The organism is Rhizobium sp. P28RR-XV (assembly GCF_012641385.1).
Lineage (GTDB): Bacteria > Pseudomonadota > Alphaproteobacteria > Rhizobiales > Rhizobiaceae > Rhizobium.
Genome location: NZ_JABAIG010000007.1, coordinates 182,686 through 195,188 on the forward strand (window position 1 = coordinate 182,686; position 12,503 = coordinate 195,188).

The window sequence follows — 12,503 nt, forward strand, 5'->3', positions numbered from 1 at the left end:
TTTTCTCAACTCTTTCATTAGCTCCACCCGGTCGGGTGTCTAACTTTTCGGGGCCATCGAACCGAGGCCTTCTTGAGCAGCAATCCCGCATTGGCGGGCACAGAATGCAGGTGGGCGATGCAGTACCGCGGAAGTGACAATCGGAGATCTCAGCAAAACGAGGGAAGCGGCAATTCGCGCCGTGACCGTTCCTTTGCATTCGCGCTGCTGGTCACGACTGCGCTCGGCACCATCATTGCTGCCCCTGCACCGGTCTTCGCGCAAGCGGCCGAGAAGACAGGCCGCGTCGCCTACAACATCCCGCCGCAACCTCTGTCCCAAGCTCTCGTCCAATTTTCGAAGGTGGCCGGCATCCAGCTTTTCTTCAGCGCCGATGTCGCGCGCGGCATAAGCTCAGGAGGTGTCAGTGGATCGCTGACCCGGACCGAAGCGCTGGACAAGATCCTGGCCGGATCAGGCCTGACCTATCATTTCACCAACACAACGACGGTGACGATCTCCAACCCGAGCGCTGCAGCCGTAGGCGCGGCGGCTGCCAATGGAGCAACTGCGCTCGCTCCCATCGTGGTGCAGGCGGCCAAGCAGAACGGTTTCGTCTCGACCGACGGCAATGTCGCGTCGAAGTCGGGCATCCCGCTGCTGGAAACGCCGCAATCGGTGCAGGTTGTGACGAAAGCCCAGCTTGAGGTTCAAAAGCCGCAGACCGTCCGCCAGGCCATTGCCTATTCGGCCGGCGTGACCTCGCCTGACAGCCCTGACAACCGGCTCGACAACTTCCTGGTCCGTGGCTTCCAGATCGATCAATATTATAATGGCTTGAAGCTCCAGCAGGGAACCTGGGCCGTCCCGAAGGTCGATCCCTTCTTCCTCGACAGCATCGAAGTGCTCCAGGGTCCGGCCTCGGTTCTCTACGGCCAGGGATCGCCCGGCGGTCTTCTCAACATGGTCGGCAAGAGGCCGACGGATGAACCGCTGCACGAGATCCAGTTTCAGACCGGCAGCTACAGCCGCGCCCAGGCGGCCTTCGATTTTAGCGGACCTGTGAATGACGATGGCACATTGCTCTATCGCCTGACCGGATTGGGCCGCACGACCGGCACCCAGGTCGAGAACCAGCGCGAAGAGCGCGTCGAGATTGCCCCGTCGGTGACCATCAAGCCGGATGAAGATACCAAGCTGACGATCCTCGCAGACTACCTCAACGACCCCAGGGGCGGTTTCTGGAGCCGTCTGCCGGCAACCGGAACCATATTCCCCACCAGCCGCGGCACCTATTTTCCGACCGACCTCTTCACGGGCGACAAGGATTTCGATTACATGCGGCGCCAGCAGCAGAGCATTGGTTACGAATTCGAGCACCGCTTCAACGATGTGTGGGCCATACGGCAGAATGTGCGCTTCCAGCACATGAGCGTCGACTATGCCGAATTGCAGGCCTCCGCCCTGGCGGCCGATGGCCATACGTTGAGCCGATCGGCCTATATGGCGCAGGAGCAGCTCAACACGCTTGCAATCGATAACCAGGCCGAAGCCGACTTCGATACGGGTCCTGTCGCGCACAAGGCCATTCTGGGATTGGACTACCAGTATAAGAACTGGAACAATCTCACCCGTTATGGCGCAGGCCCGTCACTCGATCTCGACAATCCCGACTATACTCAGGCCGTCAAGCTTCCTCCCATTTTCCAGAATGCCAACCAGAGACAGCAGCAGTTCGGCATCTATGCGCAGGACCAGCTCAAGCTTGATAATTGGGCGCTGCTATTGTCCGCTCGTCAGGATTGGGCTTCGACCGACAGCGACAACTATCTGAAAAACACGACCACCGATCAGAACGACCATGCCTTCACATGGCGCGCCGGCCTGACCTATCTCTTCGACAACGGCTTCGCGCCCTATGCGAGTTATGCAACCTCCTTCAACCCCACGATCGGTGTCAACGCCTCGGGCGACCCCTTCAAGCCGACGACCGGCGATCAATATGAGGTCGGTTTCAAATATCAGCCGACGGGCTATGACAGCTTCATCACTGCGTCACTCTATGACCTGAGGCAGCAGAACTACCTGACCAATACCCTGACGACACCCGTCGTCCAGACACAGGTTGGAGAGGTCAGAAGCAGAGGCGGTCAGATCTCCGGCGTTGCCAGCATCAATGACGAGCTCAACCTGACGGCCTCCTACGCCTATCTCAGCAACGAAATACGGAAGGCGAGCGACGGCACGGCGGGCAATCGCATCGCCAATCTGCCTGCCAACACCGCGTCGCTGTGGGCCGATTACAAATTTCAGGATGGAACCGCCGACGGCCTCGGCCTCGGCTTTGGCGTCCGCTATATCGGCAGCCGTTACACCACCAATGCCAATACGGCGAAGATGCCCGATCATGTCGTATTCGATGCCGCCTTGAACTACGATCTCGGAAAACTCTCGAACGAAATGCGCGGAGCAACATTTGCCTTGAACGTATCGAACCTGTTCGACAAGCACTTCATCAGCGATTGCACCGCGGCGGGCTGCGTATACGGCATGCGTCGCACCGTCTTCGCTACGCTTGGGTACAAATGGTGATGAGAGACGGAAGGCATCCCATAGCAAGCATCGGGCGGCGCGCGCTGCTGGCAGGTCTTGTGGCCTCGTTGGCAGGCGGATTTTCATTGCGGGCAGCCGGCCTTCCTGACGGCTCAGCTTCAGGCGTTCCTCGGATCGCTGTTCTTGACTGGGGTATTGCTGCTACGCTGGTCGCTCTCGGGGTGGTGCCGGTCGGAGTGCCGGCACCTGCCTGGTATGCGCGCTATGTCGTCGATCCCGTTCTGCCGAGTTCGGTGGTCGACATCGGCCTGTTGTTTACGCCGAATTTCGAGCTGCTGCAGGCGCTTGCCCCACAGCTCATTGTCGCCACGCCCGTCCTGCAGCAGGCAGCGCCGATGCTCCAGCGGATCGCGCCCGTCTATACCAGCCTGCTGTTTCAACCTTCGCCAGATGTATTGGAAACTGCCGAACGCGGAACGCTCAGTCTTGCCGACAAGATCGGAGTTCGCGCTTTGGGCGAGCGCCTCGTCGAAGCTACTCGCGCCGAATTGATCCTGACCGGTCAACGCCTTTCGGGCCTGAAAGATCGCCCCCTGCTCCTGGCAAGCCCGCTCGATAACAGGCATGTCAGCCTCTTCGGGCCGAACAGCCTTTATGGCGCCGTGCTGCGACAGGTCGGCCTGACGCTCGCGGAACCGAACATCGCCGGCGAGTTCATCGCAGTCGGGCTGGAGAAGCTCGGCGCCTTTGGCGACGCCACGATGGTTCTGCTCGACAGTCCGGCCGCGCCGGGAATGGCGGGCCGATTGGGGAATAATCGTTTATGGCAAACCTTCCCCTTTGTCCGCGAAGGGCGATTGCGCGTCCTGCCCGCTGTGCTGGGCTCTGGTGGCTTGCCGTCTGCATCCCGCTTCGCACGCTTGCTCACCGTCGCGTGGAGCGACAATGAGGGGGGATCGCGATGATGCCGACACAAGAGAAGAGTCGCATCGGTCCAGCCGCGATCATGCTGTGCCTGTTTTTGGCCGCTCTCATTTCGGCCGCGATGCGGCTGTCGGAGCTTTTGCCCTTACATGACTGGTGGCAGGTCGCTATCAACCCCGACCTCAATTCCTATGCACAGGTTCTGGTTCATGACAGCGTTCTGCCGCGTTTCCTTATCGCGCTTTCCGCCGGCGGGGCGCTAGGACTGTCGGGCATCATCTTCCAGCAGGTACTGCGCACCCCCCTTGCCGATCCTTCGACGCTCGGCGTCTCAGCCGGGGCTTATCTCGCCCTTGCATTTGCAACCTTGTGGGCACCCGCCCTGGCAGCGTCAGCGCGCGAGCTGGTGGCCCTCATTGGCGGGTTGGCAGCCTTTGCACTCGTTTTCCTGATAGCATGGCCTCATCGCCTTTCGCCCGTATCTTTGATCCTGGCCGGTCTCGTCATAACCTTCGTCTGCGGAGCCGTGTCGGCCGCAGTCAGCCTGTCCTATGGCATGGGAATGACCGGTCTCTTCGTCTGGGCCAGCGGCTCGCTCACGCAAAACGACTGGGCGGCGGTTTCTCGCCTGCTCCCGTACACTTTGTGCGCCTGCCTCGGGGCTGCATTCTTGGTCCGGCCTCTAGAACTTCTGTCGCTGAACGACGAAGGAGCCAGATCACTCGGGCTACCGCTTTTTCACGTGCGCCTGCTGTCGATCATTCTTGCTGTATTGCTCGCCGCCTTCACTGTCAGCGCCGTCGGCGTCATCGGCTTCGTTGGATTTGCAGCGCCGTTTATCGCTCGTGCCGCAGGTGCCCGCAGACTGCAGCCGCGCATGATCGCCAGCGTCGCGATCGGCGCGATTCTGCTGCTTGCCGCCGATGAAGCGCTGCAGCAGGCTGCGCGCTTCGTACGCGAAATCCCTGCCGGTGCCGCGACCGGCCTTCTCGGTGCACCGCTCATCGTCATCTTCCTGAAACGGTTGCCGGTCGTGGATACCCCGGCGTCGCCAATCGCAGAGAAACGCATCCATCGTCCTCTCATCTACCTGGCGACCACGACGGTCATGCTGCTCGCCCTGATCTGGGTTTCCCTGTCGCTCGGCCCATCGCTGAATGGCTGGAGCTTTGTGTCTCCTTCACAGATGCAATCGTTGTTGATCTGGCGGCTTCCGCGTCTCGCTGCCGCCGCCGCCGCTGGCATTCTCTTTGCGCTCTCGGGAACGATCATCCAGCGCATGACCAGCAATCCGATGGCAAGCCCTGAAGTCATCGGCGTCAGCACTGGGGCCGCTCTCGGCATCCTCCTGCTCGTACTGCTTGCACCGAGTTTTACGCCCATCTCACAGCTGGGGGCCGCTGCTGCCGGTGCTATCGTCAGCTTGGTCGCCGTTCTCCTGATGGGGTATCGAAGCCGCTACAATCCAGACCACGTGCTGCTTTTCGGCATTGCGATCAATACCGCTTTCACCGCTTTGATTGCGATCCTGCTCGGTACCGGACTGCCAAAGATCTTCGGGGTTTTACAATGGATGGTGGGCTCGACATACAGCACAACCCCGATGCAAGCGACGATCGCCGTCGCCGTCGCTGCGGTGGCCCTCGTGATAACACCGCTCTTCACCCGCTGGCTCGACCTTCTGCCATTAGGCGAGGCTTCATCGAAGGGCCTCGGCCTCAGCACATCGATCAGCCGGGCGGCACTTCTCCTGTTTTCGGCGATATCGGCTTCCGCCGCAACCCTGCTCATCGGCCCTCTCAGCTTTGTTGGCCTGATGGCCCCGCATATTGCGCGAACGCTCGGCTTCCAGCGAGCGCTTCCGCAGATGATCGCCGCGGCTCTCGCCGGAGCCGCCATCACCACAGGCGCAGACTTTATCGGGCGCATCGCGCTGTTTCCGAACCAGCTGCCGGTCGGCATCGTCACCAGTTTGATTGGCGGCCCGTATTTTCTATGGCTCATGCGAAGACAAGGTCGATGACGCGACGACACCAGCGGCAACCAAGGTCGATCTCATGCCGGAATCAAATGCAACCATTGGAAATCCGCCTGCGGGTCAATGCTGCGGAAAGACAAAGGACCACGAATGATGACGACGACTGCCTACGAAGCATCCGCCATGCCGTCGGTGAGCGGACCAGCAGCGAATGACGAAGCACTCTTCCAACTCGATGCGGTCGGCTTTGCCGTGTCGGGCCGGACGTTGCTCCACCCGCTCACCCTGGCGCTGGCACCCCGGAAAGTCGTCGGCCTCATCGGCCATAACGGCTCCGGTAAATCAACTTTTTTGAAACTGCTTGCTCGCCAGCAGAACCCGACCAGCGGCACTATCCACTTCGAGGGCATGTCCCTGTCCGAATGGGGCGACCGCCCCTTTGCTCGCAAAGTTGCCTATCTGCCCCAGTCGACACCTGCTGCCACCGGCATGCTGGTGCGCGAACTCGTTGCGCTTGGACGTTACCCATGGCACGGGGCGCTCGGCCGTTTCAGCCAGATTGACCGTGAAAAAGTCCAGGAAGCTATGAAGCTCACGGATGTCGCCGGAATGGCCGATCGGCTCGTCGACACACTTTCTGGTGGCGAACGCCAGCGCGTCTGGCTCGCCATGCTGATCGCCCAGGACACGGAATGCCTGCTCCTCGACGAACCGATCTCTGCACTCGACATCGCCCATCAGATCGAGGTCCTGTCACTGGTACAAAGCCTCAGCCACGCCAGGGGTCTGGGCGTGGTGGTCGTTTTGCATGACGTCAACAGCGCCGCCCGCTTCTGTGACCACATCATCGCCCTGCATTCGGGCAGGATTATCGCAAACGGTCCGACGGATGACATCCTCACCACCGAAGCGCTACGCGCGATTTACGGCATTGAGATGCACATCCTCCAACACCCAGCTTCGGGCCGCCCAGTTGCTATACCGATGTGAGCGATCCAATCGTCACAAGCAGACGGTACGCCGCTTCTTGGGAATTATGTGCGAATTGCCAGATGACCCGAGAGATAGGTGACGTTTCGTACCGGACACATGGGTAACACTTTTCCCTTTTGCGGGAGATGTTGATGCCGTGGAAAGAGACCTCGGTGTTGGAGGAACGTCTGCGTTTTGTCGCCCGGCTGCTGGAGGGCGAAGGCATGAGCGACGTGTGCCGGGAGTTCGGCATCTCGCGCAAGACCGGTTACAAGATCTTCGATCGCTATACGGACCGGTCTCGAAGGCCCGTGCGTTATGCCAACCAGTTGCCTAAGCCGGTCGAGGCGATGATCGTCTCGTGCAAGAAGAACAAACCCCACTGGGGTGCCAGGAAGACGGTAATGTTTGCTGCGAGGCAATGCCCGCCTTGATAGGAATAGGACCAACGACCCTGCCCTTCTATACTGCCAGCGTAAAGGATTCCGTTGGTGAAGGAGGAACTTAGGTTGCCGGCACTGGACGATCTGGGCTGGTAGGCTGGCTATTCTCCCCTTCTGGCCTCACTGCGAATGCAGACACCTGATCCGGTAGATTAGTATTGCTATAGAAAGGCACCAACTGCCGGCCGATAGTATCAAACTCTATAAACGAACCATTTCGCCATGAGATGATCGATAGAAAGCTTTCCCGGACCCCAGGCCATAAGCGAGAACGCCATCGCAGCCCAGGTGATATGGATCGGCCACCCATCCGGCACGGTGAGTTCGACGATGAGCGTCATAAACAGCAGGCCAGACGCAGCGAAACGGGTAGCTAGGCCGAGAACCAGCAGGATCGGAAAAGTGATCTCCGCCGAACCGGAGAGGAAGGCCGTAGTCACCGGTGCCGGGTAGGGATATGGGCCGCCGGGCAGATGCAGCATGAATTCATCGGTAAAGAGGGTGACGGCCGTGTCGTTCAGTTGCAAGAATCCGTCCCATTTCAGAATGCCCGATTTCCAGAAGGGTACGGCGAGGGCGACACGCATAACGGCTTGAACGAGCGCCGGCTGCGCGATTATACGAACCAGGTTTTGCGCCATCTCGACGAGCGTCACGACCGGCTGTAACCGCGCTTTGATGGAGGATTGCTGTGTGGTGGTCGATATCATCATAAGTCTCCAAGAGTGATGGCCGAAAACACGCCGGCTTCGATCATGCCCGCGACACTGACCGCGATATCGAAGGATGGGCAGACGTCGATGGCCTTGGCGGCGGCGATGCCCAAAGGCTCGCCGGAAATGAGGAAGATCAGGAATTCCGCGCCGCCGGGAGGAAGGTGTCGCACGATCACCTCCATATCCGGCCGGGTGATGAGTGTGTCTTCCGGCTCGTTTGCCTCGATCGGCCCGACGAGATCATCACTGCGGTTGGCGGCAAAGATTGTCAGCGCCCGATAGTGCGAGCGAACGATCCTTGTCGCCGGATGAGCTGTAAAAACCAGTTCGGCGAGACGCTCCGGCGGTACGGCTCCGAGAGCGTCGGCAGCAAGCATGTGAACATCCAGCGCATGGTAAGCGTCCAGCCAAGCCCGCTCGATCCTCGCAACGTCCGCCAGCCAAGGCAACGACCGGGCGTATTCGTAACGTTCGATGAAAGCTGGAAAACCGCGGCCATATTCGAAGAGCAGGGGTGACGTCGGCGGGCTCTCGCGCAAATGATAGCGCGCCATAGCCCGAAAGAATTCGACACCGGTCAGGCGCTGGACAGCAGGGTAAATCCCTGAAAGCGCGTCGATCAGGCTGACGGTAACGTTGTTGCGATAAACATTGTAGCGCTTCACCGCTCCCTTGCCGTTCGGGCCGACAATGCCTAGGGGTGTCTCTGCGTCCGGGTTCGTCAAGGCCGGCGCGAAATCCGCAGCATAGCCGAGAGGTTGTGTTCGTTCGAACGTGGTTTCAAGCTGCTGCATGGCTTCGACCCGGTAAGGCGATGGAGACGTCACGGTCGAGGATAGCCTGTGCAGCGAGCGCCTCGGAGCGCAACACCGGCCAGTCCGGAATATCGCTGTCCCATTCGATAAGCGTCGGGATTGGACCGCAACGAGCAACCACGATCTCATAAAGCTTCCAGACGGCATCCGCGACCGGTCCGTCATGGCTGTCGATCAGGAGCAGATCGCCCTCGTCGTCGGCTTGTTCGGCATGCCCGGCAAGATGGATCTCGCCGACTGCGGCAAGCGGAAAATCCGAAAGATAATCTAATGCCGAATAACCATGATTGGTCGCCGAGACGAAGACATTGTTGACGTCAAGGAGAAGACCGCATCCGGTGCGCCGGGCGATCGAGTGGATGAAATCGGTCTCACTCATCGTCGATTGGCGGAACGTCACATAGGTGGAAGGATTCTCCAGGAGGATCGGGCGTCCGATGGTTTCCTGCACCTGTTCAATGTGTTCACAAACCCGCGCCAAGCTCTCCGGGGTATAAGGCAGAGGAAGGAGGTCATTGAGAAATGTCGTCTGATGCGTCGACCAGGCCAGATGTTCCGACACCAAGGCCGGTTCGTAGCGATCAACGAGAGATTTGAAGCGGTCAAGATGTGCTTTGTCGAGTGGCTGAGGTCCACCGATAGACATGCAGACGCCGTGAAGCGACACCGGATTGTCCCGGCGGATCTGCTCGAGCATCCGCAGTGGCGGCCCGCCTGCGCCCATGTAGTTTTCGGCGTGAACTTCGAAGAAACCACGATGCGGCCCTTCTTCGGTGATCGCGGCGAAATGTTCGTGCTTGAAGCTGGTCCCTGCCAAACCTGCGATCGGATAGGGTGGAAAGCGGAGAGGATGTGCCTCTGGCGGTGACGAATTTACGACACTGTATGTCTGCTGCATTTGTTCTTCTCCGCTTCCAATTTGTTGCGGCTCCCGCGAATTAAATCGCCTTCAACGAGCCGTGCTTACCGTTTGGCAACTTGATCGACGTGCAGGTGCCCCCTTGAACGAACTTCCAGGAATTGCCCTGGAAATCGACCGTAGACGTACCCTGGCAGGTCGTTCCCGGACCGGCAGCGCAATCGTTCTGGCCCTTAAGGGCCACGCCGAAGCATTTTTCCTTATGAGCAGCAACTGCAGCGGTGGCCTCAGCCTTGGTGAGCGGAGCGGCACTGACGATTGAAGCAAGGGCAGTGGTAACGGCGCCGGCGAGCACAACGGATGAAATCGCGGTTTTAACGGACATGAAATTCTCCTGTTTGGTAGACGCTCTTTTTGAACGCATCAGGAGTTCGCAAACGTTCGATCTTTCGTTACGTGTCCCTCGGTCACATGTTTGTGATGAGCTACGTTGAACGATCCTGTCCACGAGGTCCGTGAAATTAATAAGCATGTCACGGCCATGGTCGCGACCGCTCGTGAGCAATCAACTGGCCTGCAGGAAATCGATAGCGCCGTGGGGCCTTAGACCCGGTAATTCAAGACAACGAAACCATGGTTCGACTGACCACAGAGGCAAGCCGCAACCTTGCCCAAGAAGCCGAAAGCGTTAAGGACGTTCTCGCTCAATTCTCTCTTGACCGATGCCACGTATGCGCGAGAAGGCAAAAAGCCGGCGTGCGGCTTGAGAAGGAAGGGCGGTCCTTCACCAGCGCAAAAAGCGCCTGCCCGCAACATATCCGACCGCGGTCACGATTAACGTCGCCAGTGGGTACCAGATCACGACGAACAAGGGGCTGTCGTCAAAACAATTCGAGGCGTAAAGGGTGGCCGCTATTCCCACTGAAATCAGGCCGGCCAACGCACCGGCGAGGCCTGGATGTTCGGGCGCACCTTGACGCATGGCGACGAACAGCAAAAATCCAGGTAACAATGATAGTGCCGGAATAATGGTGAGGCAGTGCAGCGCGTTGTGCCCGACCAGCTTGTCGAGCCATAATTGCGACGGCGTCACGCTCAGCTCCATGGCGGTTGCCGCCAAGAGCAGGGCTGGTGCTGCCACTAAGACCCATCGGCGGGCGCCCGGATCCCTGCCGGGTCGAACGGTTGCGCCCAAAAGCGAAACTGCAGTCGCCAGCAAGGTTAGCGTCACCACGAATTTGAAGATGAACCGGACCGTCTCGACAGCCTGTGCAATGTCGTGTCGAAAGCCAATGGTTGCAAAGAATGCCATTGCAGCAAGCACGGCGCCGCCCAACACCGCGCCCGCCAGGAGCAGAGACAAATTGACAGGCCGCCGCGTGTCTTGCGCCATCAAGGTAATCAGGTCTTCTGTTTTCACGCCGTCACTTCCCAATACGCCAATCCGATCACGTAGAACGAACTCGCAAACATCCATAAACGCACATTTGGTGTTCAAACAGCAGAACATCAACGGCATCGGGCAATCCACCTCTCATCATGTCCCTCGAAACCGCCTCCGCGATCCGGTCTCGTCCGTGGCCAGTATTGACACACCAGAGACCTGCGGTGCCGTCGCGATCTTCGAAGAACATGCCTTTCGCTGAGGAAAGCATCCGCGGTGACGTCCTATATTGACGATTTGCCGTGAATGGCATTCAAAAATTCGATAGCGATTGCTTGTTTGTGTCTTTGTTCATAGGCCTCTGCCGGATCAAATCAGTCAGTTTCAATGGTTGTTCACACGTCGGCCCGCGAGGGGCGAAGCGCGACTTCCCGCTTTGCTTGTTGCCACGCCTGCGTTGTACGCAGACGGGCGATAAACATCAAATGCAGGCGCGTGGGCGGGAGCGAATTCGAACCAGGTCAAAAAATTGAGCGGGTCGACAAGATCAAGCCTGTGATAGAGTTGGCGTAATGGCCGCAGCGGCGGTCGCCGTAGAATGGATCGGACGGCGTTGATACGCCACTGTCCGTCTCCGGCCGCACTAAAAACGGAAGGTATTCGCATTCGCAGAACCTACCAGCGAAGGAGACGACACCCGGCCAGGGCACCTGCGGCCGTAACAACGCAAATGGCAATCGGATACCAAAGCAGGACAAAGAGCGGGCTGTCGTCGTTGCAGTTCGCAGCGTAAAACGTTGCCGCGATTCCGGCGGACGCCAAGCCCGCAACTGCGCCAGCGAATGCAGGCTTTGCTGGAGCTCCATGGCGCAACGCGAGCAAAAAGCATGCTAAAGGCCCGATCGAAAGCAACGGGATAATCGTCAGACATAACCTCGAATTATGTCCGATCATGCGTATACCCCAAGTCTCAGGCGGCATGACCGACAACTCGAAGACCGCTGCGCCGATCGCAAGAGCCAGGGGGACCAGCAAACTCCATGCCACCGATTGCCAGGGAACGCCTGGCTTGCCAATCCGGAACATGACCAATCCACCGCTAGTCGCCAGCGAAATGGTGATTACGAACTTGAACAGAAAGCGCCCGGTGCCCATCGCGTTGTCGATGTCAGGGCGGAAACCGATGGCTGAAAAAAAGCCGATCGCTGCAATCAGGATCGCGGCAATTATTGCCTGCTGAAGCATATGGTCGAGATTGGAGCGAACCTGTGCATCTTGCGCAATCAGCATAATGAGATTGTCGGTCTTCATTTCATTTGCTCCGAATAGAGCACTGACAACGCTTTTAACGCGCGATGGAGCGACACGCGCACTGCTACCTCCGTCATCTTCAGACGCTCCGCCGTCTCGCGGACGCTCGAGCCCTCGATTGATATCGATTGCACGATCGTCCGCTGAGGATCCTTCAGACGCCCTAGAATCTGCTCGACGTCCATCCGGTCGCCGGCATCCATCCGCTCCTCGCTTTCGAGTATGGCGATCACATCATCCAACGGAACGCTGGCTTGTCGCCCTCTCCGACGAAGGCTGTCGATCAACTTGTTGCGCACTAGAGCGGCCATCCATGGGCCAAGCGGCCGGGCCGGATCCCATGTGCCTCGCTTGAGGTGTATTGCCAGCAATACTTCCTGAACCACGTCTTCCGCCTCGCTCGCCGACGCGCCATACCGTTCGCACCGTCTGCGGGCCATCGTACGGAGATGGGGCGTGACCGCTGTGAGCAGCTTATGGTAGGCCCGTCCGTCGCCCGCGATTGCGGATCGCATCCAGGAGGCCCATTCATCTTCGCGCGTCGAGTTGTTCATTCGACATACCCGTTT

11 protein-coding genes and 2 pseudogenes are annotated in these 12,503 nt (G+C 59.0%); 5 read left to right on the top strand and 8 right to left on the bottom strand.

What is annotated here, in order from left to right; all coding sequences use genetic code 11:
• Positions 1 to 117 precede the first annotated feature (117 nt).
• The 5 genes and pseudogenes from HGP12_RS16565 to HGP12_RS16585 all read left to right on the top strand — a co-directional run.
• Entirely contained in the window at positions 118 to 2,571 is a 2,454-nt protein-coding gene (locus tag HGP12_RS16565; protein WP_168879310.1) for a TonB-dependent siderophore receptor, read from the top strand.
• Positions 2,571 to 3,497 carry an ABC transporter substrate-binding protein gene (locus HGP12_RS16570; RefSeq protein ID WP_168879311.1) on the top strand — a complete coding sequence of 309 codons (927 nt, stop codon included), beginning with the start codon at positions 2,571 to 2,573 and terminating at the stop codon, positions 3,495 to 3,497. The genes HGP12_RS16565 and HGP12_RS16570 overlap by 1 nt, the downstream gene beginning before the upstream one ends.
• Positions 3,494 to 5,479, top strand: a complete 1,986-nt coding sequence (fhuB, locus tag HGP12_RS16575; RefSeq protein WP_168879312.1) for a Fe(3+)-hydroxamate ABC transporter permease FhuB — start codon at positions 3,494 to 3,496, stop codon at positions 5,477 to 5,479. Before HGP12_RS16570 ends, fhuB begins: the two co-directional genes overlap by 4 nt.
• Before the next feature lie 138 nt (positions 5,480 to 5,617).
• Positions 5,618 to 6,424 carry an ATP-binding cassette domain-containing protein gene (locus HGP12_RS16580; RefSeq protein WP_246703456.1) on the top strand — a complete coding sequence of 269 codons (807 nt, stop codon included), beginning with the start codon at positions 5,618 to 5,620 and terminating at the stop codon, positions 6,422 to 6,424.
• A 134-nt stretch (positions 6,425 to 6,558) separates the two neighbouring features.
• A pseudogene (locus tag HGP12_RS16585) lies at positions 6,559 to 6,804 on the top strand (helix-turn-helix domain-containing protein); the annotation flags it as partial.
• Positions 6,805 to 7,043: 239 nt separating this feature from the next.
• On the opposite strand, the gene HGP12_RS16590 reads toward HGP12_RS16585, so the two are convergent.
• The 8 genes and pseudogenes from HGP12_RS16590 to HGP12_RS16620 form a co-directional block, all read right to left on the bottom strand.
• A complete protein-coding gene (locus HGP12_RS16590) occupies positions 7,044 to 7,559 on the bottom strand; it encodes a DoxX family protein (protein WP_168879475.1) in 516 nt (171 codons plus the stop codon).
• On the bottom strand, positions 7,559 to 8,359 hold the full coding sequence (locus HGP12_RS16595) for a DNA-binding domain-containing protein (protein ID WP_168879313.1): 801 nt from the start codon (positions 8,357 to 8,359) through the stop codon (positions 7,559 to 7,561). The genes HGP12_RS16590 and HGP12_RS16595 overlap by 1 nt, the downstream gene beginning before the upstream one ends.
• Positions 8,346 to 9,278: a DUF692 domain-containing protein gene (locus HGP12_RS16600; protein WP_168879314.1), complete on the bottom strand. Its 933-nt coding sequence runs from the start codon at positions 9,276 to 9,278 to the stop codon at positions 8,346 to 8,348. Before HGP12_RS16600 ends, HGP12_RS16595 begins: the two co-directional genes overlap by 14 nt.
• Positions 9,279 to 9,318: 40 nt before the next feature.
• On the bottom strand, positions 9,319 to 9,624 hold the full coding sequence (locus HGP12_RS16605; protein ID WP_168841546.1) for a DUF2282 domain-containing protein: 306 nt from the start codon (positions 9,622 to 9,624) through the stop codon (positions 9,319 to 9,321).
• Positions 9,625 to 10,023: 399 nt separating this feature from the next.
• Positions 10,024 to 10,758 (bottom strand): NrsF family protein, encoded by a 735-nt coding sequence (locus HGP12_RS16610; RefSeq protein WP_246703433.1) that lies wholly within the window; start codon positions 10,756 to 10,758, stop codon positions 10,024 to 10,026.
• A gap of 19 nt (positions 10,759 to 10,777) precedes the next feature.
• Positions 10,778 to 10,936: pseudogene (locus tag HGP12_RS34115) on the bottom strand (aspartate aminotransferase family protein); the annotation flags it as partial.
• Positions 10,937 to 11,298: 362 nt separating this feature from the next.
• Positions 11,299 to 11,934 (bottom strand): NrsF family protein, encoded by a 636-nt coding sequence (locus HGP12_RS16615; protein ID WP_168841547.1) that lies wholly within the window; start codon positions 11,932 to 11,934, stop codon positions 11,299 to 11,301.
• On the bottom strand, positions 11,931 to 12,488 hold the full coding sequence (locus tag HGP12_RS16620; protein WP_168879315.1) for a sigma-70 family RNA polymerase sigma factor: 558 nt from the start codon (positions 12,486 to 12,488) through the stop codon (positions 11,931 to 11,933). The genes HGP12_RS16615 and HGP12_RS16620 overlap by 4 nt, the downstream gene beginning before the upstream one ends.
• Positions 12,489 to 12,503: the final 15 nt, after the last annotated feature.